The following is a 25,926-nucleotide window of genomic DNA, read 5'->3' as shown; positions in this document are numbered from 1 at the left end:
TACAGCAGGGTTCGTAAACGACCGTACAGTCGTACTGGCACTCTGCTTTGTGTACAATGCGCCCTGTTTTTTGCATTAATTTCTGGTCGGTGACACCCGTTTACGTACTAGCGTAATCCCTTATTCGCCGCCGCTTCCCACACGAGTGCCCATGAACGAACAGTTGCAGCCTCTCAAGAAACAACCCCGCGCTGGCAAGGCCGGCCGCAGTGGAACCCAGGACGATATTGTCTATGCGCATATTTTCGAGGCGATCCTTGAACAGCGTCTGGCGCCTGGCACCAAGTTGAGTGAAGAGGCTCTGGGCGAAATCTTTGGCGTGAGCCGCACCATTATTCGTCGCGCCCTGTCGCGTCTGGCCCATGAAGGGGTTGTGCTGCTGCGCCCTAATCGTGGTGCAGTGGTGGCGAGCCCTAGCGTAGAAGAAGCGCGCCAGGTGTTTCTGGCCCGGCGACTGGTTGAAAAGGCCATTACCGAGCTGGCGGTGGTGCATGCTACGGCTGATGATCTGGCGCAACTGCGCAAGATGGTCCAGGACGAGCGCGACAGTTTTTCGCGGGGCGATCGGGGTGCGGGTATTCGCCTGTCGGGCGAGTTCCACCTGAAGTTGGCCGAAGCGGCGAAGAATGCGCCGCTGATCAGCTTTCAGCGCAGTCTGGTGTCGCAAACGTCGTTGATTATTGCCCAGTACGAGAGCGGCAACCGTTCGCACTGCTCTTATGACGAGCACATGCAATTGATCGATGCCATCGAAGCCCGTGATGCCGGCCAGGCCGTGCACCTGATGATGCATCACATGGATCACATTGACAGCAAGCTCAACCTTGACGAAGAAAGCGCCTCTGACGACTTGCACGCGGTGTTTTCGCACTTGCTGCAAACCAAGGGCAAAAGCCCTCGGCCTGCTGCCAAGCTTTAAGCCTCGGCTGCTCTTGTGGGAGCGGGCTTGCCCGCGATGCAGGCGACGCGGTGCTTCAGTAGAACCGCATCGATAACCTCTCGAGCAAGCCCGCTCCCACAAGGGAAATTATCAGCGCTGATGCACCAGATTGCCTGCCGCATAGGTTTGCTGCACGGTACGGTCATCCCCAAGGGTCATCAATACAAACAGCGTCTCGGCGATGTTTTTTGACTGCTTGAGGCGATAGCTCATCAGTGGCGTAGCGTTGTAGTCCAGTACCAGGAAGTCAGCGTCGCTGCCCGGTTGCAGATTGCCGATCTTGTCTTCCAGGCGCAGTGCTCGCGCCCCGCCCAACGTAGCCAGGTACAACGACTTGAACGGATCGAGGCGTGCGCCCTGCAGTTGCATGACCTTGTAGGCTTCGTTCAGGGTGTTGAGCAGCGAGAAGCTGGTACCTGCACCCACGTCTGTGCCCAGCCCCACATTGAGCTTGTGCTTTTCGGCCATCGGCAGGTTGAACAGGCCGCTGCCCAAAAACAGGTTGGAAGTCGGGCAGAACGCCACTGCCGAACCGGTCTCGGCGAGTCGCGCACATTCCTCGTCACACAGATGTACACCGTGGGCAAATACAGAGCGCTCGCCCAGCAACTGGTAGTGGTCGTACACATCCAGATAGCCTTTGCGCTCAGGGAACAGCGACTTGACCCACTCGATTTCCTGAAGGTTCTCGCTGATATGGGTGTGCAGATACACATCCGGGTATTCGCCCAGCAGCTTGCCGGCCAGGGTCAATTGCTCCGGGGTGCTGGTCGGCGCGAAGCGCGGGGTGACGGCGTAATGCAGGCGGCCCTTACCGTGCCAGCGCTCGATCAGTGCCTTGCTTTCGCTGTAGCCGGTTTCGGCGGTATCGGTCAGATAGTCTGGGGCGTTGCGGTCCATCATCACCTTGCCGGCGATCAGACGCAGGTCCAGGTGCTGTGCGGCCTCAAACAGGGCATCCACCGATTGCGGGTGTACGCTGCCGAAGACCAGGGCGGTGGTGGTGCCGTTGCGTAGCAGTTCCTTCAGGAATACGTCAGCAACTTCGTCAGCATGGGCCTTATCGGCGAACTGGTTTTCGCACGGGAAGGTGTAGGTGTTGAGCCAGTCGAGCAGTTGCTCGCCGTAGGCGCCAATCATCCCGGTTTGCGGGAAATGGATATGGGTATCGATAAAGCCGGGGGTGATCAGTGCGTCTTTGTACTCGGTCACAGCAACGTCGGCGGCCAGTGTGCCAAGCAGTTCGCTGGCCGGGCCAACAGCCTTGATCTGGCCGTTGTCGACCACCAGCAAGCCGTCTGCAAAATATTCATAGGAGGCCTCGATCCCGACTTCGGCGGGGTCGGCGATGCTGTGCAAAATGGCGGCGCGATAGGCTTTACAAGTCATGGCAATTCTCAGTGTGTGGCATGGCTGCGTCGTGAAGACGGCAACAATTGTTTAATGGATTCAGATGACGCGCTGTCGGCGCTCGCAGTGTGCTGGCCGAAATGAGTGTTGTAGGTGGCGATGATTTCGCCGGCGATGGAGATCGCGATTTCAACAGGCAATTTGCCTTTGACTTCGCTCAAACCCATCGGGCAACGCATGCGCTGCAAAGGTGAGGCGTCGATACCGCGCTCACGCAGGCGATGTTCGAACTTCACGCGTTTGGTTTTCGAACCAATCAAGCCGAAGTAGGTAAAGTCGTTGCGTTTAAGCAGGGCGGCGCTGAGCTCCAGGTCCAGGGCGTGATTATGCGTCATGACGATGCAGTAGCAACCCGCAGGCAGGGCATCGACTTCATCTACCGGTTCGTCGGTAACGATTTTTTCCACGCCTTGAGGGATAAGTGTCGGGAATTCCTGCTCCCGCGAGTCGATCCAGCGCACCCGGCACGGCAGGCTGGCGAGCAGGGGTACCAAGGCCCGGGCCACGTGCCCTGCGCCAAACACCGCAATCTGAGCCTGCACCTTGCCCATCGGTTCGAACAGCAGCACGGCCACCCCTCCGCAACACTGGCCCAGGCTGGCGCCGAGGCTGAAGCGCTGTAGAAGGGTATCGTGCTTGCCGCTGCTGAGCATCTGGCGGGCAATTTCCATTGCCTTGTACTCCAGATGACCGCCACCAATGGTGTCGAAGATTTTATCTGCACAAATGACCATCTTCGAACCGGCATTGCGCGGGGTAGAGCCTTGCTCTTCGATGATGGTCACCAGCACGCAGGGTTCGCCTTGCTGCTGCAACTCGGCCAGGGCACTGATCCAGTTATTCATGCTGATCTCCCGACAGGCTTTTGCGCATTTGCTCACAACCCCACAGCACCCGCTCCGGGGTGGCCGGGGCGTCAATCGCAGGTTGCACGCGGTAGTCAGCCAGGCTCGCCACGGCGTCCTTGAGTGCACACCATGCGGCGATGCCGAGCATAAATGGCGGTTCGCCCACGGCCTTGGAGTGGAACACGGTGTCTTCGGGGTTCTTGCGGTTTTCCACCAGGGTTACGCGCAGGTCCAGCGGCATGTCTGCCACCGCGGGGATCTTGTAGCTGGCCGGGCCGTTGGTCATCAGCTTGCCCTTGGCATTCCACACCAGTTCCTCCATGGTCAGCCAGCCCGCCCCCTGTATATACCCGCCTTCGACCTGGCCGATGTCGATGGCCGGGTTCAGCGAGGCACCGACATCATGGAGGATATCGGTACGCAACATTTTGTATTCGCCGGTCAGGGTGTCGACGATCACCTCGGCGCAGGCGGCGCCAAAGGCAAAGTAATAAAACGGCCGACCACGTGCCTGAGTGCGGTCATAAAAAATCTTCGGGGTTTTGTAGTACCCGGTGCTCGATAACGACACCTGGCCGAAATAGGCCTGCTGGATCAGGCTTTCAAAACTGATGATCTGCTCGCCAGCCTGCACCTGGCCGTTATGGAAGATCACCGCCCGTTGCTCGACCTGATATTTGTCGGCAGCAAATTCAACAAGTCGCTGCTTGATGGTTTCGGCTGCGTTTTGCGCGGCCTTGCCATTGAGGTCGGCACCGCTGGACGCTGCAGTAGGCGAGGTGTTTGGCACTTTGTCAGTGTTGGTTGCGGTGATCTGGATGCGGCTGATATCCACCTGGAACACTTCGGCGACCACCTGCGCGACCTTGATATTCAGGCCCTGGCCCATCTCGGTGCCACCGTGGTTGAGATGGATGCTGCCGTCGGTATAGATGTGGATCAGCGCACCGGCCTGGTTGAGGAAGCTGGCGGTAAAGGAAATACCGAACTTGACCGGGGTCAGCGCCAGGCCTTTTTTCAGGATCGGGCTGCCGGCATTGAACGCTTTGATCGCCTCCCGCCGCCCGGCGTAGTCGCTGCTGGCCTCGAGCTCGGCGGTCATTTCTTGCAGCAGGTTGTGTTCCACGGTCTGGTAGTAGTGGGTCACGTTGCGTTCGGTTTTGCCGTAGTAATTGGCCTTGCGTACGGCCAGCGGGTCGAGGCCCAAATGGCGGGCGATACGGTCCATGACCTCTTCGATGGCGACCATGCCTTGCGGGCCACCAAAGCCGCGATAGGCGGTGTTGGAAGCCGTGTTGGTTTTACAGCGATAACCATTGATCGTCGCGTCGCCCAGATAATAGGCGTTGTCGGCGTGGAACATGGCGCGCTCGACAATGGAGTTGGACAAGTCCGGGGAACAGCCGCAGTTGCCCGCCAGGTCCAGCTGGATGCCCTGCAAACGGCCGCTGGCGTCGAAACCGACGTCATATTCGATATAAAACGGGTGGCGCTTGCCGGTCATCAGCATGTCTTCGACCCGCGGCAGGCGCATCTTGGTCGGTTGCCCGGTCAGGCGTGCCACCACGGCGCACAGGCAGGCGGGGCTGGCGGCCTGGGTCTCCTTGCCGCCAAAGCCGCCGCCCATGCGGCGCATATCGACAACGATCTTGTTCATTGAAACATCAAGGACTTCTGCCACCAGCTTCTGCACTTCGGTAGGGTTCTGCGTGGAGCAGTAAACGATCATCCCGCCGTCTTCGGTAGGCATCACCGATGAGATCTGGGTCTCGAGGTAAAAGTGCTCCTGCCCGCCAATATGCAGGCTGCCCTGCAGGCGATGTTCGGCCCCGGCCAGTGCGCCGGCAGAGTCGCCGCGTTGATGGGTGTGGGTATCGAGCACAAAGTGCTTCTGGCGCAGGGCCTGAACCACGTCCAGCACCGGCTCCAGGTCTTCGTATTCGATAATGGCAGCCATTGCCGCCTTGCGCGCGGTGTCCAGGTCGCAAGCGGCCACTGCCAGTACGGGCTGGCCGACAAACTCCACCTTGTCGATGGCCAGTAGCGGATCGCCGGGCAGTAGCGGGCCAATGTCCTTCAGGCCGGGGATATCTTCGTGGGTGATCACCAGGCGCACGCCTGCGAAGGCGTAGCAGGGCGTGGTGTCGACACGCAGGATTCTGGCGTGGGCGCGGTCGGACAGGCGTGCGAAAAGGTGCAACTGGTTGGGGAATTCCAGGCGGTCATCGATGTACTGCGCTTCGCCGCTGACATGTTTTTCGGCACTGTCATGCTTGACGCTGCGACCCACACCGGTTTTCAAGTCCTGCTGGAAGAGTGCGGCCAGCTCAGCCTGGGTTGGGGCAACCTTGTGATGGTTAGACATAAGCTGTTACCCGCGTCTCGAGATGTGGCGTTTGCAGTTCGATAAAGTATTTGCGTAGCAGGTTTTGTGCACTCAGCAGACGGTATTCCTTGCTGGCGCGAAAGTCCGAGAGCGGGGTGAAGTCGTTTGCCAGTGCAGCGCAGGCCCGTTCGATGCTGGCGCTGTTCCAGTCAGCGCCGAGCAGTGCGGCTTCGCAGGCGGCGGCGCGTTTGGCGATGGCCGCCATGCCGCCGAATGCCACGCGGGCACCGGTCACCACGCCGTTGTCGATGTGCAGGTTGAACGCTGCGCACACGGCGCTGATGTCGTCATCCAGGCGCTTGGAGATTTTATAGGCGCGAAATGCATGGCTGGGGTCGGCGCGAGGGATGATGATTTTTTCGATAAATTCGCCTTCCTGGCGTGCCGTCACCCGGTAGTCGATAAAGTAATCCTCGATCGCCAGGGTGCGCAGGGTTTGCCCTTTGCGCAGTACCAGTTGTGCGCCGAGGGCAATCAGCAGCGGTGGCGAGTCGCCAATGGGCGAGGCATTGCCGATGTTGCCGCCCAGGGTGCCCTGATTGCGGATTTGCAGGGAGGCGAAGCGTTGCAGCAATTCGCCGAAGTCCGGGTACTCGGCCTTGAGCGTGCCGTAGGCGTCTGTCAGCGACACCGCCGCGCCGATTTCAATACGGTCATCAAAGCGCTCGATGTGCTTCATTTCGGCCACGTTGCCGACGTAGATCATGACCGGCAGCGGGCGATGAAACTGGGTCACCTCAAGCGCCAGGTCGGTACCGCCGGCCAGCAGGCGGGCCTGGGGTTGGGATTCGTACAGCTGGGCCAGGTCGCTGATGGTCATGGGCAGCAGGCAGCGCTTGTCGCCGCTGTTCAGTTCGCCGGTTTGAGTCGGGGTGATGGTCTTGAGCAAGGCAATGGTCGCGCTCTGGTGTGTATCGAACTGATCCTGTTGTTGCCCGCTGCAAGCCTGTTCGGCAGCCGCCAGAATAGGGCGGTAGCCGGTGCAGCGACAGAGGTTTCCCGCCAGGGCTTCATGAGCCTGATGGCCATCAGGCTGGCCCGTGCTGTTTTTTTGCAGGGCGAACAGTGACATCACAAATCCCGGCGTGCAAAACCCGCACTGTGAGCCGTGGCAGTCGACCATCGCCCGCTGCACGCTGTGCAACTGCCCCTGGTGCTTGAGGTCTTCGATGCTGATCAGTTGCTTGCCGTGCAAAGCCGAGACAAATGTCAGGCACGAATTGAGGCTGCGATAGCGCAGCCGTTCAAGGCCTTCAGCGTCGGTGTGAAGTTCGCCGACAACCACGGTACAGGCCCCACAGTCGCCGCTGGCGCAACCTTCTTTGGTACCAGGCTTGTGCAGGTGTTCACGCAGGTAATTGAGCACGGTCAAATTCGGGTCGAGCGTGTGTTCGGTGCGCAGCGTCTGGTTGAGTAGGAACTGGATCACGGAAGGCCTCGCATAATCATTATTGTTGTAACGCGGGATGCACTGAATTTAGCTAAAGCTGACCTGCGGGTCAAGAAATAGCGATCGGTAATCCCTGTGATTGATAACCGGGGGATTTATTTGCGGGTTTCGTGCCATATTCAGCCCCTGAGGCTCTGCGCGAGGGCATATCAAGTGCGTTACACTGCACCGCCTGCACTGATCAAAGATTTTGAAGGTAAAACATGACGTTCAAGGCGCCGGACAGCCTCGCCGAGCAAATCGCTCACCACCTCGCCGAACGCATCATTCGCGGCGAGTTAAAGCCTGGGGAACGCATTCAGGAACAGAAAGTGACGCTGGCGCTGAATGTCAGTCGCGGCTCTGTGCGCGAAGCATTGTTGATCCTTGAGCGTCGGCACCTGATCGCCATCCTGCCGCGTCGTGGCGCCCATGTGACCGAACTTACGGCGCGCAAGGTGCAGAGCCTGTGCACGCTGATGAGCGAAATGTACATCCTGCTCGGCAATGCCGTAGCCCAGCGCTGGGCAGTTCCGGCCGATCTGGGGCCGTTCTTGCAGATCCAGCAGCGCCTGGCCGCCAGCTACGAACGCCAGGACATCAGCACCTTCGTTGAAGACAGCTTCAATGTGATGCGTGCGGCGTACCCGTTCGCCGACAACCCCTATTTGCAGGAAACCGTCGAGAACCTGCACCCGGCCATGAGCCGTGCCTATTACCTGGCACTGGACCAGCGCAAGGCGGAAATGAGCGAGTTCCTGGCGTTGTTTGCGCAGTTGCTCGACGCCGTGCTGGCGCGTGACCTGGCGCAGATTCGCGTGGTGCTGAGCAGCTATGCCCAGCGCAGTTGTGCCCTGGTGCTGTCTGCCTTGACGGTTGCCTGAGCGTGCGCCTGACCTGTATCAAGCTGGCCGGCTTCAAGTCCTTCGTTGACCCGACAACCGTTACCTTTCCAAGCAATATGGCGGCGGTGGTAGGCCCCAACGGCTGTGGCAAGTCCAATATCATCGATGCCGTGCGCTGGGTCATGGGCGAAAGCTCGGCCAAGAACCTGCGCGGCGAGTCGATGACCGACGTTATCTTCAACGGCTCCACCACGCGCAAACCGGTGAGCCAGGCCAGTATCGAACTGGTCTTCGACAACTCCGACGGCACGCTGCTGGGCGAGTATGCGGCCTACGCCGAGATCTCCATTCGGCGCAAGGTGACCCGCGACAGCCAAACCACTTACTACCTCAATGGTACCAAGTGCCGGCGTCGTGATATTACCGATATCTTCCTCGGCACGGGCCTGGGGCCGCGCAGCTACTCGATCATCGAGCAGGGCATGATCTCCAAGCTGATCGAGTCCAAGCCCGAAGACCTGCGCAACTTTATCGAAGAAGCGGCGGGCATCTCCAAGTACAAGGAGCGCCGCCGCGAGACTGAAAACCGTATCCGCCGTACCCACGAAAACCTTGCCCGTCTGACTGACCTGCGCGATGAGCTGGGGCGTCAGCTGGAGCGTTTGCACCGCCAGGCCCAGGCCGCCGAGAAATATCAGGAATACAAGGCCGAAGAGCGTCAGCTCAAGGCCCGGCTGTCGGCTCTGCGCTGGCAGGCCCTGAATGAGCAGGTGGGGCAGCGCGAAGCGGTCATCGGTAATCAGGAAGTCAGTTTCGAAGCCCTGGTGGCCGAGCAGCGCAATGCCGATGCCAGCATCGAACGCCTGCGTGACGGGCACCATGATCTGTCAGAGCGCTTCAATCTGGTGCAGGGGCGCTTCTATTCGGTAGGGGGCGATATTGCCCGGGTCGAGCAGAGCATTCAGCATGGCCAGCAACGTTTGCGCCAGTTGCAGGATGACCTGCGCGAAGCCGAGCGCTCGCGCCTGGAAACCGAATCCCATCTGGGGCATGACCGCACCTTGCTGGCGACTCTGGCTGAAGAGCTGCACATGCTTGAGCCCGAGCAGGAACTGACCAGCGCGGCCGCCGAAGAGGCTGCCGCTACTCTGGAAGTGGCCGAGCAGACCATGCATGGCTGGCAGGAACAGTGGGACATTTTCAACCTTCGCTCGGCCGAGCCGCAGCGCCAGTCCGAAGTGCTGCAAGCCCGTATCCAGCAGCTGGAAACCAGTATGGAGCGCGTGGCGGAACGTCAGCGCCGCCTGGCTGAAGAGCGTGCCTTGCTGGCCGCAGACCCTGAAGATGCGGCCATTCTGGAGCTCAGTGAGCAACTGGCCAGCAGCGAAATGGCCCACGAAGAGCTGCAGGCCAGTGAGCAGCAACTGGTCGAGCAGCTCGAGCAAGTGCGTCACGACTTGCAACAGGCCACGCAGAACCAGCAGCAGGCCCAGGGCGAGCTGCAGCGCCTCAACGGTCGTCTGGCATCGCTGGAGGCCTTGCAGCAGGCTGCGCTTGATCCGGGTACCGGTACTGGCGAATGGTTGCGCGATCAGCAGCTTGCCGAGCAGCCACGACTGGCAGAAGGCCTGCGCGTAGAGGCTGGCTGGGAGCTGGCGGTAGAGACCGTGTTGGGGGCTGATTTGCAGGCCGTACTGGTCGAGGATTTTGCCCTGCTGGATCTGGCAGGGTTTGCCCAGGGTGATTTGCGCCTGTTCAGTGATGCAGGGCAGGCCCCTCGCTTGGCGGGCAGCCTGCTGGACAAGGTCACGGCCGATTTTGATCTGGCGCCGTGGCTGGGCCAGGTCAAACCGGTCGAAACACTGGAGCAGGCACTGGCCTTGCGTGCTCAACTGGCCGAGGGCCAGAGCCTGATCAGCCGTGATGGCTATTGGGTCGGGCGCAACTTCCTGCGGGTGCGCCGCGCCAGTGAAGCCGAAAGCGGGGTGCTGGCCCGGGGCCAGGAAATCCAGCGCCTGGGGCTTGAGTGCGAAGAGCGTGAAGCCACCCTGGCGGCCCTGGAGGAACAACTACAAAGCATGCGTGAGCAACAGCGTATGCAGGAAGACTCTCGTGAGCAGCTTCGCCGTCGCTTGCAGGATGAAGCTCGCCACCAGGGTGAGATCAAGGCCAAGCTCTCCGCCAGCAAGGCCAAGGTCGAGCAATTGACCTTGCGCCGCCGCCGTCTGGACGAAGAACTGGCCGAGTTGGGTGAGCAGCGCGCCCTGGAGCATGAGCAGGTAGGGGAGGCGCGCCTGCTGTTGCAGGACGCCCTGGATGCCATGGCCACCGATACCGGGCAGCGCGAGCTGTTGCTGGCCCGTCGCGACAGTCTGCGCGAGCAGTTGGATCGGGTGCGTCAGGATGCTCGACAACATAAAGACCACGCCCACCAGTTGGCTGTCCGCCTGGGGTCGCTCAAGGCGCAGCATGATTCCACCCGCCAGGCTCTTGAGCGCCTGGAAATGCAGGCCGAGCGCCTGGCTGAAAAGCGCGAACAGCTGACCCTCAATCTGGAGGAGGGCGAAGCGCCGCTGGAAGAGTTGCGCCTCAAGCTTGAAGAGTTGCTCGACAAGCGCCTGAGCGTGGATGAAGAACTCAAGATTGCCCAGACCGCGCTCGAAGATGCCGATCGCGAATTGCGCGATGCCGAAAAACGCCGCAATCAGGCTGAGCAACAATCGCAATTGATTCGTGGCCAGCTCGAACAGCAGCGCATGGAGTGGCAGGCCTTGAGCGTGCGTCGTACTGCGTTGCAGGATCAGTTGCTGGCCGATGGCTATGACCTGCACGGGGTGCTGGCCACCCTCGATGCCGAGGTCAACGAGCAGCAGGCCGAAGAAGAACTGGAGCGTATCGCTGCGCGAATTCAGCGCCTGGGCGCGATCAACCTTGCAGCCATTGATGAGTATCAGCAGCAGTCGGAGCGCAAGCGCTATCTGGATGCTCAGGATGCCGATCTGGTCGAGGCACTCGATACCCTGGAAAACGTCATCCGCAAGATCGACAAAGAGACCCGCAGCCGCTTCAAGGACACCTTTGATCAGATAAATGGTGGATTACAGGCACTTTTCCCAAAAGTTTTCGGTGGCGGCAGCGCTTATTTGGAACTGACGGGCGAAGATCTACTCGATACAGGGGTGACCATCATGGCGCGTCCGCCGGGCAAGAAGAACAGCACGATCCATTTGCTGTCCGGTGGCGAGAAAGCCTTGACGGCCCTGGCGCTGGTTTTTGCCATTTTCAAGCTCAACCCGGCGCCGTTTTGCATGCTCGACGAAGTCGATGCACCGCTTGATGACGCTAACGTAGGCCGCTATGCACGCTTGGTAAAGGAGATGTCGCAGACCGTGCAATTTATCTATATCACTCACAACAAGATCGCCATGGAGATGGCGGATCAGTTGATGGGGGTGACGATGCATGAGCCGGGCTGTTCACGTCTTGTAGCGGTTGATGTTGAGGAGGCAATGGCAATGGTCGATGCTTGAGCTATAAGCATGTAGGACGATTTTTTTCTTCTTGTAAGAAAAATTTCAAGCATTTGACCGATATGACGTGTAGGTCGAAGGCAGCATGGGCCTAGCTCAATGCGACAGACGGTGTAAAGTTATCTTTGGTCGTGTTAATTTAATGTCTAATTTTTTTGTACGTGGGTAAAACGCCATTCAGAACATAGAGTTGGCGCCACGTTTTAAAGGGCTTTAGGCTCTTCTTCATAGAATCATTTTTTAGGGGCAAGGGATTACATGGAAATCGGTCTGCGCGAATGGCTGATAGTCATCGGCATAGTGGTAATCGCCGGTATTCTTTTTGATGGCTGGCGCCGCATGCGTGGTGGCAAAGGCAAGCTCAAGTTTCGACTTGATCGCAGTTTTTCCAATGCCCCTGACGACGAGCACAGCCCTGAGTTGTTGGGCCCGTCACGGGTGCTGGATACGCCAACCCATAAAGAGCCGCAACTTGATGAGCACGACTTGCCATCGGTCAGCATGCCTGCACGGGACAAAGGTGCCAGGCGCGGCAAGCGTGGCGGTGAGCCGAGCCAGGGTGACCTGAACCTTGATCTTGAACTGGATGAAGGCCCGAGCATCAGCGCTCGTGATGATGATCATGTAGCGCCAGTCAAGCCGGCGCGTGGTCGTGCCAAGCCGAGCGTAGCGGACGTTGAAGTCAAGGAGCCTGCTGCTGCGCAGCCAGCGGCCGAAGAAGTGCTGGTGATCAGCGTGATCAGCCGTGACCCGGCAGGCTTCAAAGGCCCGGCACTGTTGCAGAACATCCTCGAAAGCGGTTTGCGTTTTGGCGAGATGGATATTTTCCATCGCCACGAAAGCATGGCCGGTAATGGCGAAGTGCTGTTCTCCATGGCCAATGCGGTGAAACCGGGTGTATTCGACCTGGATGATATTGACCTGTTCAGTACGCCAGCTGTCAGCTTTTTCCTTGGTTTGCCCGGCCCGCGCCATCCCAAGCAGGCTTTTGATGTGATGGTTGCCGCTGCACGCAAGCTGTCCCAGGAGCTCAATGGTGAGCTTAAAGATGACCAGCGCAGTGTGTTGACGGCCCAGACTATCGAGCATTACCGCCAGCGCATCGTTGAATTCGAGCGCCGTGCCCTGACTCAAAAACGCTGAGCATGTGGGGGCGGCTTGCCTGCTCCACCCACATGCAGCATGAATAACACAAGGAGCAGCCTCGGCTGCTCTTTTGCTTTGTGAGAGAACACCCCATGACCGCCGCCAATACCCGCATTCTAGAGCTGCGCGCTGAACTGGATCAGCATAATTACCGCTACCATGTACTCGACGAGCCAAGCATTCCGGACGCCGAGTACGATCGCCTGTTCCGCGAGCTGAAGGCCCTGGAGGCCGAACATCCTGAGCTGGTGACCGCCGACTCGCCCACTCAGCGCGTTGGCAGCGCAGCCTTGTCTGCCTTTACTCAGGTGCGTCACGAAGTGCCCATGCTGAGCCTGGGTAACGCATTCGATGAAACCGATATGCGCGAATTCGATCGCCGTGTCAGCGAGGGCCTGGATCTGCCCGCGGGCGATCTGTTTGGTGGCGGCGCTGAAGTTGAATACAGCTGTGAGCCCAAGCTGGACGGGCTGGCAGTCAGCTTGTTGTACCGTGATGGCAGCCTGGTGCGTGGTGCCACGCGGGGTGATGGCACTACCGGTGAAGATATCAGCGTCAACGTACGCACCGTGCGCAATATTCCGCTCAAGCTGCATGGCAGCGGCTGGCCAGCGGTGCTGGAAGTGCGTGGCGAAGTGTTTATGTCCAAGGCCGGCTTTGAACGTCTTAATGAATCTCAGCTGGCTGCTGGCGGCAAGACCTTTGCCAATCCGCGCAACGCAGCGGCGGGCAGCTTGCGTCAGCTGGATTCGAAGATCACGGCCAGTCGCCCGCTGGAATTTTGCTGCTACGGTCTGGGGCAGGTCTCTGAAGAGTTTTCGGACACCCATATCGGCAACCTCAAACAATTGCAGCAATGGGGCATGCCCATCAGTCATGAGCTGAAGCTGGCAAAGGGGATTGCCGAGTGCCTGGACTATTACCGTGATATCGGTGAGCGTCGTGCTTCCTTGCCCTACGAGATCGACGGAGTGGTGTTCAAGGTCAACAGCCTGGCGTCGCAGCGCGAGCTGGGCTTTCGTGCGCGTGAACCGCGCTGGGCCATCGCGCACAAGTTTCCGGCCATGGAGGAACTGACCGAGTTGCTGGATGTTGAGTTTCAGGTCGGACGCACCGGTGCAGTAACGCCCGTGGCGCGTCTCAAACCGGTCAAGGTGGCCGGGGTGACCGTATCCAATGCCACCCTGCACAATATGGATGAAGTGGCGCGGCTGGGCCTGATGATTGGCGATACCGTGATTATTCGCCGTGCTGGTGATGTTATCCCGCAGGTTGTGCAGGTGGTGCTGGAGCGTCGCCCTGAAGATGCCCGGCCGGTGCAGATCCCTGAAAGCTGTCCGGTGTGCGGCTCCCACGTTGAGCGCACGCAGCTGATCAAGCGCAGCAAGGGCCGTGAAACCGTCAGCGAAGGTGCGGTGTACCGCTGTGTCGGCCGGCTGGCCTGTGGTGCCCAGCTTAAACAGGCGATCATTCATTTTGTTTCGCGCCGGGCGATGGACATTGAAGGCCTGGGGGAAAAAAGTGTCGAGCAGTTGGTCGATGAGGGCCTGGTGAGTTCGCCGGCAGACCTCTATACCCTGCAGTTCGAGCAGATCGTCGATCTCGAAGGCTTTGCCGAGCTGTCGAGCAAGAACTTGCTGCAGGCCATCGCCGACAGCAAGCGTCCGACGTTGGCGCGTTTTATCTACGCATTGGGCATTCCTGATGTGGGCGAAGAGACTGCCAAGGTGCTGGCGCGTTCATTGGCCTCCCTGGAGCGTGTGCAGCGGGCGTTGCCGCAAGTGCTTACCTACCTGCCGGACGTGGGCCTGGAAGTGGCGCACGAGATTCATAGTTTCTTCAGTGACGCACACAACCAGCAGGTGATTGATCAACTGCTGGAGCGTGGTCTTGAGTTGCAGGATCAAGGTGAGCTGGGTGCCGAGTTTGCCGCCAGCACAACCTTGGGCGGGTTGATCGACAAGTTGCATATTCCTTCGGTGGGGCCGGGCGGGGCGCAAAAACTGGCCGACAGGTTTGGCTCCCTTGAAGGGGTGATCACTGCAGACTGGCTCGATATGCGCCAGGCCTTACCGGAAAAACAGGCCAAGGCGGTACGCGAGTTCTTCGATAACCCTGAAAATGCCCGTATGGCGCTGGCAATCGAAGCGCAACTGCGTGATTTCGGCATGCACTGGCACAGCGAGAAAAAGGCCGTGGAAGGTTTGCCGCTGGCAGGCCAGACCTGGGTGTTGACCGGCTCGCTGGAATTAATGAGTCGCGATGTGGCCAAGGACAAGCTGGAAAGTCTGGGGGCCAAGGTTTCGGGCTCGGTGTCGGGCAAGACCCATTGCGTCGTAGCGGGGCCGGGAGCAGGCTCAAAGCTGGCCAAGGCCAACGAGCTGGGGCTCAAGGTGCTGGATGAAGAAGCCTTTGTCGCGTTTTTGAGCGAACAGGGTATTTCGATTCCGTAATGGCTGTGGCAGCGGGCTTGCTCGCGATGCAGGCGACGCGGTGTCTCAGTTGAGCCGCGCAGAAGCCATCGCGAGCAAGCCCGCTCCCACAAATGACCTGTGCCGGGTTGCGAGGCGGTGTTTCAACCCGAATCCAAGTGCTTGAGCCCATTCATTTTTTTATTCTTGCCGCAGCGGTTGTAAGTTTTTCTCAGACAGGTACAATGGCGCCGTTCGCTGCTAAGCGGATGTTGTTATGGTGACCCTATCGGTCCCCCCGCAACGATTACCCGTGAACCTGGTCAGATCCGGAAGGAAGCAGCCACAGCGGGAACATTGTGTGCCGGGGTGTGGCTGGTGGGGTTGCCTCCATTTTAAACCCGCAGTTCTGTCGGGTTCGAACCAAACTCCAAATCTTGCAGTCAAGCCTTGTTCGACGGTCAAAAGACCGGGCGATGATTTTCTGTGCGTGGGTAAAAAGGTCTATGCCAAGGCTGCGCGCAGTTAAACGTGCGCATCGGATGCAATTTTGCCCTTGCTCCGCTAGCATTAGCCCCCTCCGCTTTTCTGACGCGACGGTTATCAATGAGTTATCAGGTTCTTGCACGTAAATGGCGTCCGCGCTCGTTCCGCGAAATGGTCGGCCAGACCCATGTGCTCAAGGCTCTGATCAATGCCCTGGACAGTCAGCGCCTGCACCACGCTTACCTTTTCACCGGTACCCGTGGCGTCGGCAAGACCACCATTGCGCGGATCATCGCCAAATGCCTGAACTGTGAAACAGGTATCACCTCGACTCCCTGTGGCGAGTGCTCCGTGTGCCGTGAAATCGATGAGGGGCGCTTTGTCGACCTGATCGAAATCGACGCCGCCAGCCGCACCAAGGTCGAGGACACCCGCGAACTGCTCGACAACGTGCAGTACGCGCCGAGCCGCGGGCGCTTCAAGGTCTACCTGATCGACGAAGTGCACATGCTCTCCAGCCATTCGTTCAATGCGCTGCTCAAGACCCTTGAAGAGCCGCCGCCTTACGTCAAGTTCATCCTCGCGACCACCGACCCGCAGAAATTGCCGGCCACGATCCTGTCGCGCTGCCTGCAGTTTTCGCTGAAGAACATGACACCCGAGCGCGTGGTCGAGCATTTGACCCACGTTCTCAGTGTCGAAAACGTGCCGTTTGAAGATGATGCGCTGTGGCTGCTCGGTCGCGCCGCCGATGGCTCGATGCGTGATGCCATGAGCCTCACCGATCAGGCCATTGCCTTCGGTGAGGGCAAGGTACTGGCGGGTGATGTGCGGGCGATGCTTGGTACGCTGGATCACGGTCAGGTGTTCGACCTGTTGCACGCCTTGATCGAAGGTGATGCCAGGGCCATGCTCGAGGCCGTTCGCCATCTGGCCGAGCAGGGCCCGGATTGGAATGGCGTGCTGTCCGAGATCCTCAACGTCTTCCATCGCGTGGCCATTGCCCAGGCGTTGCCTGAAGGCGTCGATAATGGTCACGGCGACCGCGATCGCGTCTTGGCCCTGGCCAAGGCGTTGCCTGCCGAAGATGTGCAATTTTATTACCAGATGGGCCTGATTGGCCGGCGCGATTTGCCGCTGGCGCCAGACCCGCGTGGTGGCTTTGAAATGGTCCTGCTGCGAATGCTGGCCTTCCGCCCGGCAGACACCGGCAACGCGCCGAGTCAGCCGCTAAAGCCAGTGGGGATCAGCCAGGCCACAGTTGATTCCGCCCCAACCGTGGCGGCCACATCCCCTGTCGAGCCAGTGCTGGCCGCGCCGGCACCGGTGGCAGTGCAACCGGTACCGCCTGTGGTCGAAGCGGTTGCCGAGCCTGTGCAGGCGCCCAAGGCTCCGTCAGTGGCGGAAAAGGACTTGCCCTGGAACGAGCCGGCTGCCCCGGTGATTGAGGTCAAGGTCGCGCCCGAATCGGTACTGGACACCATTGGCGAGCCTCCTGAGTTGCCGCCGATGCCGCTGCCGACGCCGGACAGTGTGGTGCCGGATGCGCCGGAGTGGATCGCGGCGCCGCTTCCAGAGCCGACCGTCGAGCAGGTGGACGCAGCGGTGTCGGGCATGGATCGTGACGACGAGCCGCCCCTGGACGAAGACTACATTGAGCCGGACATGGATTCGGCGGCCTACAGCTACCTCGACGAGCTGGCCAGTGAGCATGCCGGCGAGCCAGCGCCTGCGCCCGAACCGCTGCCTGCGGCGATGCCGGCGACCGGTCTGGCCCTTGAATGGCTGGAGATGTTCCCCAAATTACCGGTGTCGGGCATGACCGCCAGCATTGGCGCCAACTGCACGCTGATTGCGGTTGACGGTGATGACTGGCTGTTGCATCTGGACCCGGCCCACAGCGCGTTGTTCAACCTGACCCAGCAGCGTCGACTCAACGATGCACTGAACCAGTTCACTCAGCGTACACTCAAAGTCACGATTGAGCTGGTCAAGCCGGAGCGGGAAACCCCGGCCCAGGCGGCTTCGCGTTTTCGCGCAGAGCGCCAGCGTCTGGCCGAAGAGTCGATCCATGCTGACCCGGTGGTCCTGCAGATGGTCGAGCAGTTCGGTGCGGCCGTACGCGAAGATACGATTCAACCTTTAGAGGTGGCTCAGGCTCAAGTGTCGTAACGCCAGAGCAGAAACTTACAGCCCGCAGTCGTTTTGATTGCGGGTGCATTGTCCAAATAACGTTTGAGGTGATTCCCATGATGAAAGGTGGCATGGCCGGCCTGATGAAGCAGGCGCAGCAGATGCAGGAAAAAATGGCCAAGATGCAGGAAGAGCTGGCCAATGCTGAAGTCACCGGCAAGGCGGGTGGCGATATGGTCACTGTGGTCATGACCGGCCGTCATGACGTCAAGCGGGTGAGCATTGACCCGACTTTGCTGGAAGGTGTGAGCGAAGACGACCGCGAAGTGCTGGAAGACCTGTTCGCCGCAGCGGTCAACGACGCCGTGCGCAAGATCGAAGCCAGCAGCCAGGACAAAATGTCTGGTGTGACCGCCGGCATGCAACTGCCGCCGGGCATGAAGATGCCGTTCTAAGGCATGCTGAAATGCCAGGCCATGAGCCTGGCATTTTTTTGCCTGTTTTACGGGTATTTGACGCTAGCTCACACCGAGGGTATAAACCGCGTCTCGTTGTTTTGTCGGACCTTTCCTTATGAGCTTTAGCCCTCTGATTCGCCAACTGATCGATGCCTTGCGTACCTTGCCGGGCGTGGGTCAAAAGACCGCCCAGCGCATGGCGTTGCAATTGCTTGAGCGTGATCGCAGTGGCGGCTCGCGCCTGGCCCTGGCGCTGACTCAGGCGATGGAAGGTGTGGGGCATTGCCGTTTGTGCAGAACCCTGACCGAAGATGATCTGTGCCCGCAGTGTGCCGATGTGCGCCGGGATGACACCTTGCTGTGCGTGGTCGAGGGGCCGATGGATGTGTATGCCGTGGAACAGACCGGTTATCGCGGCCGTTACTTTGTGCTCAAGGGGCATTTGTCGCCGCTCGATGGTTTAGGCCCTGAGGCGATAGGCATTCCGCAACTGATGGCGCGTATTGCAGAGCAGGGTACGTTTGCGGAGGTGATCCTGGCCACCAATCCAACGGTTGAGGGCGAGGCCACTGCGCATTACATCGCCCAGTTGCTGAGCAACAAAGGCCTGATAGCGTCGCGTATCGCCCACGGTGTGCCGCTGGGTGGCGAGCTGGAACTGGTGGATGGCGGTACTTTGGCGCACTCGTTCTCGGGGCGTCGGCCGATTACGCTCTGACTGCGATTGCAGGGGAGAGGGGACTCCTGTGGGAGCGGGCTTGCTCGCGATGCAGGCACCGCGGTATTCAGTTGAACCGCGCTGATGCCATCGCGAGCAAGCCCGCTCCCATGTGTCGGTATTACTCGGTCAACGAAAACTCCGTCAGGCAGAAAGTAGGCACACCCAAATCCTGCAAGCGCTGCGAACCGCCCAGCTCGGGCAGGTCGATAATGGCCGCTGCTTCAAACACCTGCGCACCCATGCGTCGCACCAGGTTGGCTGCCGCAATCAGCGTGCCGCCCGTAGCAATCAGGTCATCGACGATCAGCAGCGAGTCACCCTCGCACAGGCTGTCGGCGTGAACCTCCAGAAACGCTTCGCCATATTCCGTCTGATAGCCTTCGGCCAAAACGTCTGCGGGCAATTTGCCCTGTTTGCGAAACAGGATCAGCGGTTTATTGAGCTGGTGGGCCAGTACCGAGCCGATCAGGAAGCCGCGGGCATCCATGGCGCCGATATGGCTGAAGTCAGCCTCGACGTAGCGCTCGATAAAGCTGTCGGCGATCACGCGCATGGCGCGGGGCGACTGGTAGAGGGGGGTGATGTCGCGAAAGATGACGCCCGGCTTGGGGAAATCAATAACCGGGCGAATCAGGGTTTTGAGGCAAAAATCGTCGGAGACCATATCGGGCTGTCCTGGGGAGCGTTAAGCGCGCCAGTATAACCCGTCAGGCCGTGTCAAACCTCCAGCGAACCACCGGCCAGGGCACACAGCTTGATCGGGTCAAGAATATGCACTTCCTTGCCTTCGGCAGTGATCAACTGGTTTTCCTGCAGGCGGGTAAACACGCGGGACACGGTTTCAACGGCCAGGCCCAGGTAATTGCCGATTTCGTTGCGCGACATGCTCAGGCGGAACTGATTGGCCGAGAAGCCGCGAGCACGAAAACGCGCTGACAGGTTGACCAGGAACGTGGCGATACGTTCGTCGGCGGTTTTTTTCGACAGCAGCAACATCATTTGCTGATCGTCGCGGATTTCGCGGCTCATCACACGCATCAGCTGGCGACGCAGTTGCGGCAGTTGCACGGAGAGTTCGTCGAGACGTTCGAAAGGGATTTCGCATACCGGTGTAGTCTCTAGCGCCTGGGCCGATACCGGGTAGGTTTCAGTGTCCATACCCGACAGGCCGACCAGTTCGCTGGGCAGGTGGAAGCCGGTAATTTGCTCTTCACCGTTGTCGCTCAGGCTAAAGGTTTTCAGTGCGCCGGAACGTACCGCGTAAACCGAGCCAAACGTGTCGCCCTGGCGGAACAGGAACTCGCCTTTTTTCAGTGGGCGGCCGCGCTTGACGATTTCTTCCAGCGCATCCATGTCTTCCAGGTTCAACGAAAGTGGCAAACAGAGTGGGGCCAGGCTGCAATCCTTGCACTGTGCCTGAGTGTGAGCGCGCACTTTTACTGGCTCGGACATTTCTTAAATCCTTGTAGGAAAACACACATAAGATGCAAGGGTAACCCAGCGTGGGGGGGCTAGACCAGCCGCACCATGCCAGGGCACTCATCTCATGCTGTAGAGGTCGTGTTTGCGACCTTAGATCACCCGCGAATAGCGCTGACGGGTTTGTTGCTCAAGGTAAGCGTCGAACACCATGCACACCGAGCGCACCAGCAGCCTGCCAGCAGGCAGCACAGTCAGTTGCTGGTCGTCCAGGGCGATCAGGCCGTCGGCGGCCATGGTCTTGAGCGTCGGCCACTGAGGGGCAAAATAGCCGCGAAAGTCGATATTGAACGCCTGCTCCACGGTCGCGAACGGCAGGTGCAAATTGCAGATGATCTGCTGGATGACCTCGCGACGGATACGGTCATCCTGATTGCATACCAGGCCACGGCTGGTGGCGAGCTGGCCGCTGGCCAGGGTGTGCTGGTATTTGGCCAGGTCGCTGTCATTTTGGCAGTACAGGTCGCCGATCTGGCTGATGGCGGAGACACCAAGCCCGATCAGGTCGCAATGGCCGTGGGTGGTATAACCCTGGAAGTTGCGTTGCAGGGTTGATTCTTCCTGGGCGATGGCCAGTTCATCGTCTGGCAGGGCGAAATGATCCATGCCGATATAGCGGTAGCCGGCGCCGGTCAGTTGCTCGATGGTGCGCTCCAGCATCTGTAGCTTGGCGGCAGGCGAGGGCAGGTCGCTGGTGTTGATGCGTCGTTGGGGCATGAAGCGTTCAGGCAAGTGCGCGTAGTTGAACACCGACAGGCGATCGGGCTGCAGGCTGATCACTTCTTCAACGGTGCGGGCAAAGGCTTCCGGGGTCTGCTTGGGCAGGCCGTAGATCAGGTCGATATTGATCGAGCGAAATTGCAGCGTGCGTGCAGCGTCGATCACTGCCCGGGTCTCTTCAAGGCTTTGCAGGCGATTGACCGCCCTTTGCACGTCCGGGTCGAGGTCTTGTAGGCCGATGCTGACACGGTTGAAGCCCAGTTCACGCAACAGGCCCATGGTCGACCAGTCGGCTTCGCGGGGGTCGATTTCGATGCCGTAGTCGCCGGAGTCGTCGTCCAGCAGATTGAATTGCTGACGCAGCTTGGCCATCAGTTGGCGCAATTCGTCGTGGCTAAGAAAAGTCGGGGTGCCGCCGCCAAAGTGCAGTTGCTCGACCTTCTGCCTGGGGTCGAGGTGGCAGGCGATCATCTGGATTTCCTGCTCGAGTTTCTGCAGGTAGGGCTGGGCCCGGCCACGGTCTTTGGTAATGACCTTGTTGCAGGCGCAGTAATAGCAAATATTGGCGCAAAACGGCACGTGCACATACAACGACAGCGGGCGCAGAGCCTTGCGGCTTTCGCGCAGGGCGTGCAGCAGGTCGAACGGGCTGACCTGGCTGTTGAACTGCATGGCTGTCGGGTATGAGGTGTAGCGCGGTCCGGCAAGATCGTAGCGGCGGATCAATTCTGGGTCCCAACGAATGGCGTCGAGCATGCGGGCATTCCCCTGGGATGGCTGGCAATGCTGCGGATTCTAGGGGGTGGGTCGTTGTAGCATCTTGATTTGCATCAACAGCTGTGATTGGCAAGTTCACCTGTGGGAGCGAGCTTGCTCGCGATACCGGCGACGCAATCTGTCAGGCAAATCGCGGTGATGCCATCGCGAGCAAGCTCGCTCCCACGGGTTCTGTCTAGTGCCCCATCAACCAGTGCTGATGCGGGCCGGGCAGGGTCCAGATACCGAACAGGATCACCAGTAATCCTCCAGCCATGCGCACGCTGCGTTTGCGCAGCACTGCGGTAACACGTTCTGCGGCAAGGCCGGTGGCCAGCAGTACGGGCCAGGTGCCCAGCCCGAACCCCAGCATCAGTAATGCACTGTCGACTGCGCTGCCCTGGCTGGCGGACCAGATCAGCGTGCTGTACACCAGCCCGCAGGGCAGCCAGCCCCACAGTGCCCCCAGCAGCAAGGCGCGCGGCAGGCTGGTGACCGGCAACAAGCGGCTGGCCACCGGCTGGATATGCCGCCACAGGCCGCGGCCCAGGCTTTCAATGCGGGTCAGGCCGCTCCACCAGCCGGCGAGGTACAGGCCCATGCAAATCAGCAGCAAACCGGCGAGGATGCGCATAAACATGGCCGCCGGGCTGTTGGCTACTGCCCAGCCTGCCAGCCCCAGCAGTAGTCCTGCTGTGGCATAGCTGAGAATTCGGCCAAGGTTGTAGGCCAGCAGCAGCCTGAAGCGTCGGCTGCGTTGCTCTTTGGGGATGGCCAGCGTCAGCGCGCCCATCAGACCGCCGCACATGCCCAGGCAGTGTCCGCCCCCGAGCAGGCCCAGGATAACGGCCGATACCAGCAGCGGGGCCAGCTCAAGCATGGGGCGGGGCTTTTTTGTCGGTGTCGCTGGCCGACTCCGGGTGCAGGTTTTTGGCTTCTTCGACGGCAGCGGTATGCTGCGGATCCTGGTCATCGAACAGGATGCTGTGGGCTGGGCTGTCCAGGTCATCATACTGGCCGCTGTCGACTGCCCAGAAGAAGATAAAGATGCAGATGGCGACAATCAGCAGGGCCGCCGGAATCATGATGTAAAGCGCTGGCATAAGGGCTCCAGGGGACCGGGTCAAGCCGGTAGCGGGCGAGAGTGTGGCATGGCTGGAGTATGCGCCTGGGCGGGCATGCGCGTCAGGCGCAAGGCGTTGAGCACCACGGTCAGTGAGCTGATCGACATGCCGATGGCGGCCCAGATCGGAGTAATCCAGCCCAGTGCGGCGAATGGCAGCATCAGGCCATTATAGAGTCCGGCCCACAACAAGTTTTCGATGATCACCCGTCGGGTCCTTCGCGCCAGGCTGAACGCTTGCACCAGCGCGTCCAGGCGGTTGGACAGCAGCACCGCATCGGCGCTGGTTTTCGCCAGGTCGGTCGCCGAGCCCATGGCCACGCTGATATCGGCAGCGGCGAGCACAGGTACATCGTTGACACCATCCCCCAGCATCAGCACCTTGCGGCCTTGGGCGTGCAGTTTTTGCAAGACCTGCAATTTGTCATCCGGGCGCAAGCCGCCCTGAGCTTCATCGATCCCCAGTTCGGCGGCCACGCTGGCGACCATCGGCGAACTGTCCCCCGACAGCAGCAGCGTGTGCCAGCCGCGGGCCTTGCACGCTGCCAGCAATGCCGGGGCATCGTCCCGCAGGCGGTCGTCCAGAACAAACCAGGCCAGCACGCCTTGGGTGTCGCCCAGCAGCAGCCATTGGCCGGGTTCATCCGGCATGTCCGGGATCGGGCACTGGCTTAGCCCACAGGCAAATCCTGGCTGGCCTATGCGCAAGCGCTGCTCGCCGACCAGCCCTTCAAGGCCCAGTCCAGGCACGCTGCGTACTTCTTCAGCGGCTTGCGCAGCGCGGCCAAACGCACGGGCAATCGGGTGCTCGGAGCGGTTTTCCAGAGCGGCCGCAAGGGCCAGGCAGTGGTCGCTGTCCAGCTCGCGCAAAGGGCGAATGGCCCGCAGCGCCAGGCGTCCTTCAGTCAGGGTGCCGGTCTTGTCGAAAATCACTGTGTCGATCTGGTTCAGGCCTTCGATCACATGGCCACGGGTCAGTAGCAGGCCCAGCTTGTGCAGGGTGCCGGTAGCGGCGGTGAGTGCGGTCGGCGTCGCCAGCGACAAAGCGCAAGGGCAGGTGGCGACCAGCATCGCCAGGACAATCCAGAAGGCCCGTGATGCATCAAGTTGCCACCACCACAGGCCGATACCCGCAGCAGCGATCAATGAGAACAGCAGGAACCCCTGCGCGGCCTTGTCGGCAATCTCCGCAAGGCGAGGTTTTTCGCTTTGAGCGCGATCAAGCAGGCGCACGATGGCGGACAGGCGCGTGTCCTGGCCCAGCGCCATGACTTCAACGGTCAGCGCGCCTTCCACATTGAGGGTGCCGGCCGTGACGGCGTCGCCAATCTGCCGTGGTTGTGGCAGGTATTCGCCAGTCAGCAGGGATTCGTCGATGCTGGACTGACCATCCAGGATCTTGCCGTCAGCCGGCATGATTGAGCCGGGGTGCACCAGCACCCGGTCGCCGACCTTGAGTTCAGTCAGCAGAATGCGTTCGCTTTGCCCGTCAGCGCTCAGGCGCAGGCATGAGGCTGGCAGCAGGTTGACCAATTGCGCAGTGGCGGCGGCGGTGCGCTCGCGGGCGCGGCGCTCCAGATAGCGGCCGGCCAGCAAAAACAGGGCAAACATGCCCACAGCATCGAAATACAGCTCGCCGACGCCGGTGATGGCCGTCCAGATCCCGGCGATATAAGCACCGCCGATGGCCAGGGAGACTGACACATCCATGGTCAGGTGGCGGGTGCGCAGGTCGCGCATGGCGCCTTTGAAAAAGGGGGCGCAACTGTAGAACACGATAGGTGTTGTCAGAAACAACGCTACCCAGCGCAGGATGGTGTGCATCTCGGGGCTGAGGTCGATATTGAACTCTGGCCAGGTGGCCATGGTAGCCATCATGGCCTGAAACCACAGCAGCCCGGCGACACCGAGCTGGCGCAAGGCCAGGCGGTTTTCGCTGGCCAATTGTTCGGTGGCACGGTCGGCCTGGTACGGGTGCGCGGCATAGCCGATATGGCGCAGTTCGCTGAGGACTTCACTCAATGGCAATTGGCTATCGTCCCAGCGTACCTGCAGGCGATGGTTGGACAAGTTGAGTCGCGCTTCACTGACGGCTGGCAGATGGCGCAGGTGCTTTTCGATCAGCCAGCCACAGGCGGCGCAGCTGATGCCTTCGATCAGCAGGGTGGTTTCGGCTTGCTCGCCCTCATGTCGGACAAAGGGTTTTTGCACGTCGGGGCGGTCATACAGCGCCAACTCTTCAACCAGTTGCACGGGCAGGGCTTGAGGGTTGGCGGATGCTTCACTGCGGTGCTGGTAATAGCTTTCGAGACCGCCAGCGACGATAGCCTCGGCCACTGCCTGGCAGCCGGGGCAGCAGAACTCGCGAACTTCGCCCAGAACAACGGCGGTAAACCGGCTGCCGGGGGGGACGGGCAGGGCGCAGTGATAGCAGGGAGCGGGAGTGGTCATGGTGCTCTATCGCGATATTGTGTCACCAGAAAATACGTCATCGCGGACAAGACCGCTCCCACAGGGTTCGCGCATCCCTGTGGGAGCGGGCTTGCCCGCGATGGGGTTATTTCGACTTGTGGTCTTCAGCGCCTTGAATGGGCTCGTCGCCCAGCAGCAGGTCCTTGTCGTGGCCGACCAGTTCTTCTTCGAACAGGCGCCAGGTCTTGCCATCTTCAACACCCAGCAGCTCAACAAAGCGGCGACCTTCAATCTTGTCATCCAGTTGGCCGATATAGCGACCCGGTTCCGTTGCGCTCTGGCTCAGGCTGACCTTGCGGTCTTTTTCCGGCTGGGTCGGTGAAATCAGGTTCAGTTCCAGCACTTGCGGCTTGCTGTTGCCCTCAAGCACCAGCACGACTTCGCCGGTCATTTCATCCAGGCGCAACTTGGCTTTGAGTTGCAGGGTCTGGCCCAGCAGCTCACGGTCCAGTGCCCGATTGATGCCTTTGCCCGCCTCGTAGTAATTATCGTTGACCAGGTTGTCCGGGTTGTTCACGGCAATGGTGACCATCGACAGGGTCAGGGTTACCGAGCAGGCCAGGATGGCAATGATGATCCATGGCCAGATGTGCTTGTACCAGGGGCTGGAAGCATTTGCTGCGGGCATGTCGA

General features: G+C 60.1%; 19 protein-coding genes and 1 other RNA gene. 9 read left to right on the top strand and 11 right to left on the bottom strand.

Annotated features, from left to right (window positions below; genetic code table 11):
* Positions 1-151: 151 nt before the first annotated feature.
* Positions 152-919, top strand: a complete 768-nt coding sequence (locus HBN79_RS09755; RefSeq protein ID WP_095002775.1) for a GntR family transcriptional regulator — start codon at positions 152-154, stop codon at positions 917-919.
* A gap of 111 nt (positions 920-1,030) precedes the next feature.
* Here HBN79_RS09755 and guaD read toward each other — a convergent pair whose 3' ends face one another.
* Genes guaD through xdhA form a run of 4 tightly spaced genes read right to left on the bottom strand, consistent with a single transcriptional unit; the run spans position 1,031 to position 7,013 of the window.
* Positions 1,031-2,329, bottom strand: coding sequence for a guanine deaminase (gene guaD / locus HBN79_RS09750; RefSeq protein WP_165484586.1), 1,299 nt, complete (start codon positions 2,327-2,329; stop codon positions 1,031-1,033).
* 8 nt (positions 2,330-2,337) lie between these two features.
* Positions 2,338-3,195: a xanthine dehydrogenase accessory protein XdhC gene (gene xdhC, locus HBN79_RS09745; RefSeq protein ID WP_095025015.1), complete on the bottom strand. Its 858-nt coding sequence runs from the start codon at positions 3,193-3,195 to the stop codon at positions 2,338-2,340.
* Positions 3,188-5,563, bottom strand: coding sequence for a xanthine dehydrogenase molybdopterin binding subunit (gene xdhB / locus HBN79_RS09740; RefSeq protein ID WP_169916659.1), 2,376 nt, complete (start codon positions 5,561-5,563; stop codon positions 3,188-3,190). Before xdhB ends, xdhC begins: the two co-directional genes overlap by 8 nt.
* Positions 5,556-7,013: a xanthine dehydrogenase small subunit gene (gene xdhA / locus HBN79_RS09735; protein ID WP_095024097.1), complete on the bottom strand. Its 1,458-nt coding sequence runs from the start codon at positions 7,011-7,013 to the stop codon at positions 5,556-5,558. Before xdhA ends, xdhB begins: the two co-directional genes overlap by 8 nt.
* Positions 7,014-7,237: 224 nt before the next feature.
* Between xdhA and HBN79_RS09730 the strand changes: the two genes are divergently transcribed.
* The 8 genes from HBN79_RS09730 (at position 7,238) to recR (ending at position 18,740) form a co-directional block, all read left to right on the top strand.
* Positions 7,238-7,897, top strand: coding sequence for a GntR family transcriptional regulator (locus HBN79_RS09730; RefSeq protein WP_169916658.1), 660 nt, complete (start codon positions 7,238-7,240; stop codon positions 7,895-7,897).
* Between the two features lie 2 nt (positions 7,898-7,899).
* A complete protein-coding gene (gene smc, locus HBN79_RS09725; RefSeq protein WP_095020220.1) occupies positions 7,900-11,388 on the top strand; it encodes a chromosome segregation protein SMC in 3,489 nt (1,162 codons plus the stop codon).
* Positions 11,389-11,646: 258 nt separating this feature from the next.
* Positions 11,647-12,531, top strand: coding sequence for a cell division protein ZipA (gene zipA / locus HBN79_RS09720; protein WP_169916657.1), 885 nt, complete (start codon positions 11,647-11,649; stop codon positions 12,529-12,531).
* Between the two features lie 95 nt (positions 12,532-12,626).
* Positions 12,627-14,987 carry an NAD-dependent DNA ligase LigA gene (ligA, locus tag HBN79_RS09715; RefSeq protein ID WP_095002767.1) on the top strand — a complete coding sequence of 787 codons (2,361 nt, stop codon included), beginning with the start codon at positions 12,627-12,629 and terminating at the stop codon, positions 14,985-14,987.
* Between the two features lie 245 nt (positions 14,988-15,232).
* Positions 15,233-15,329, top strand: an RNA gene (gene ffs, locus HBN79_RS09710) — signal recognition particle sRNA small type.
* A gap of 222 nt (positions 15,330-15,551) precedes the next feature.
* Positions 15,552-17,603 carry a DNA polymerase III subunit gamma/tau gene (gene dnaX / locus HBN79_RS09705; protein WP_169916656.1) on the top strand — a complete coding sequence of 684 codons (2,052 nt, stop codon included), beginning with the start codon at positions 15,552-15,554 and terminating at the stop codon, positions 17,601-17,603.
* A gap of 77 nt (positions 17,604-17,680) precedes the next feature.
* A complete protein-coding gene (locus HBN79_RS09700) occupies positions 17,681-18,019 on the top strand; it encodes a YbaB/EbfC family nucleoid-associated protein (protein WP_169916655.1) in 339 nt (112 codons plus the stop codon).
* Between the two features lie 118 nt (positions 18,020-18,137).
* Positions 18,138-18,740 carry a recombination mediator RecR gene (gene recR, locus HBN79_RS09695; RefSeq protein ID WP_016780292.1) on the top strand — a complete coding sequence of 201 codons (603 nt, stop codon included), beginning with the start codon at positions 18,138-18,140 and terminating at the stop codon, positions 18,738-18,740.
* 121 nt (positions 18,741-18,861) lie between these two features.
* Here the strand turns inward: recR and HBN79_RS09690 are convergent, their stop codons facing one another.
* From HBN79_RS09690 to HBN79_RS09660, 7 genes are all read right to left on the bottom strand, one after another.
* The gene (locus HBN79_RS09690) at positions 18,862-19,407 is read right to left on the bottom strand and encodes an adenine phosphoribosyltransferase (protein ID WP_095002764.1); all 546 of its coding nucleotides are present in this window, start codon (positions 19,405-19,407) and stop codon (positions 18,862-18,864) included.
* A gap of 53 nt (positions 19,408-19,460) precedes the next feature.
* The gene (fnr, locus tag HBN79_RS09685; RefSeq protein WP_029611340.1) at positions 19,461-20,195 is read right to left on the bottom strand and encodes a fumarate/nitrate reduction transcriptional regulator Fnr; all 735 of its coding nucleotides are present in this window, start codon (positions 20,193-20,195) and stop codon (positions 19,461-19,463) included.
* Between the two features lie 120 nt (positions 20,196-20,315).
* Complete coding sequence (hemN, locus tag HBN79_RS09680; protein WP_095002763.1) at positions 20,316-21,698, bottom strand: oxygen-independent coproporphyrinogen III oxidase; 1,383 nt, start codon at positions 21,696-21,698, stop codon at positions 20,316-20,318.
* Between the two features lie 196 nt (positions 21,699-21,894).
* Complete coding sequence (locus HBN79_RS09675) at positions 21,895-22,578, bottom strand: sulfite exporter TauE/SafE family protein (RefSeq protein ID WP_095002762.1); 684 nt, start codon at positions 22,576-22,578, stop codon at positions 21,895-21,897.
* Positions 22,571-22,801, bottom strand: a complete 231-nt coding sequence (ccoS, locus tag HBN79_RS09670) for a cbb3-type cytochrome oxidase assembly protein CcoS (RefSeq protein WP_095002761.1) — start codon at positions 22,799-22,801, stop codon at positions 22,571-22,573. The genes HBN79_RS09675 and ccoS overlap by 8 nt, the downstream gene beginning before the upstream one ends.
* Before the next feature lie 20 nt (positions 22,802-22,821).
* Entirely contained in the window at positions 22,822-25,272 is a 2,451-nt protein-coding gene (locus tag HBN79_RS09665) for a heavy metal translocating P-type ATPase (protein WP_169916654.1), read from the bottom strand.
* A gap of 106 nt (positions 25,273-25,378) precedes the next feature.
* Positions 25,379-25,921: a FixH family protein gene (locus HBN79_RS09660; protein WP_169916653.1), complete on the bottom strand. Its 543-nt coding sequence runs from the start codon at positions 25,919-25,921 to the stop codon at positions 25,379-25,381.
* Between the last annotated feature and the right edge of the window lie 5 nt (positions 25,922-25,926).

The organism is Pseudomonas sp. WS 5051 (assembly GCF_012985715.1).
Lineage (GTDB): Bacteria > Pseudomonadota > Gammaproteobacteria > Pseudomonadales > Pseudomonadaceae > Aquipseudomonas > Aquipseudomonas bubulae.
Note: the sequence above shows the minus strand (reverse complement) of the source record. Positions and strands in the feature narration are given on the sequence as shown.

Excerpts from the sequence above, each read along its gene's own strand:
- HBN79_RS09755 (WP_095002775.1), top strand. The coding sequence starts at position 152 with ATGAACGAACAGTTGCAGCCTCTCAAGAAACAACCCCGCGCTGGCAAG.
- guaD (WP_165484586.1), bottom strand. The coding sequence starts at position 2,329 with ATGACTTGTAAAGCCTATCGCGCCGCCATTTTGCACAGCATCGCCGAC.
- xdhC (WP_095025015.1), bottom strand. The coding sequence starts at position 3,195 with ATGAATAACTGGATCAGTGCCCTGGCCGAGTTGCAGCAGCAAGGCGAA.
- xdhB (WP_169916659.1), bottom strand. The coding sequence starts at position 5,563 with ATGTCTAACCATCACAAGGTTGCCCCAACCCAGGCTGAGCTGGCCGCA.
- HBN79_RS09730 (WP_169916658.1), top strand. The coding sequence starts at position 7,238 with ATGACGTTCAAGGCGCCGGACAGCCTCGCCGAGCAAATCGCTCACCAC.
- zipA (WP_169916657.1), top strand. The coding sequence starts at position 11,647 with ATGGAAATCGGTCTGCGCGAATGGCTGATAGTCATCGGCATAGTGGTA.
- ligA (WP_095002767.1), top strand. The coding sequence starts at position 12,627 with ATGACCGCCGCCAATACCCGCATTCTAGAGCTGCGCGCTGAACTGGAT.
- dnaX (WP_169916656.1), top strand. The coding sequence starts at position 15,552 with ATGAGTTATCAGGTTCTTGCACGTAAATGGCGTCCGCGCTCGTTCCGC.
- HBN79_RS09700 (WP_169916655.1), top strand. The coding sequence starts at position 17,681 with ATGATGAAAGGTGGCATGGCCGGCCTGATGAAGCAGGCGCAGCAGATG.
- recR (WP_016780292.1), top strand. The coding sequence starts at position 18,138 with ATGAGCTTTAGCCCTCTGATTCGCCAACTGATCGATGCCTTGCGTACC.
- HBN79_RS09690 (WP_095002764.1), bottom strand. The coding sequence starts at position 19,407 with ATGGTCTCCGACGATTTTTGCCTCAAAACCCTGATTCGCCCGGTTATT.
- fnr (WP_029611340.1), bottom strand. The coding sequence starts at position 20,195 with ATGTCCGAGCCAGTAAAAGTGCGCGCTCACACTCAGGCACAGTGCAAG.
- hemN (WP_095002763.1), bottom strand. The coding sequence starts at position 21,698 with ATGCTCGACGCCATTCGTTGGGACCCAGAATTGATCCGCCGCTACGAT.
- HBN79_RS09675 (WP_095002762.1), bottom strand. The coding sequence starts at position 22,578 with ATGCTTGAGCTGGCCCCGCTGCTGGTATCGGCCGTTATCCTGGGCCTG.
- ccoS (WP_095002761.1), bottom strand. The coding sequence starts at position 22,801 with ATGCCAGCGCTTTACATCATGATTCCGGCGGCCCTGCTGATTGTCGCC.
- HBN79_RS09665 (WP_169916654.1), bottom strand. The coding sequence starts at position 25,272 with ATGACCACTCCCGCTCCCTGCTATCACTGCGCCCTGCCCGTCCCCCCC.
- HBN79_RS09660 (WP_169916653.1), bottom strand. The coding sequence starts at position 25,921 with ATGCCCGCAGCAAATGCTTCCAGCCCCTGGTACAAGCACATCTGGCCA.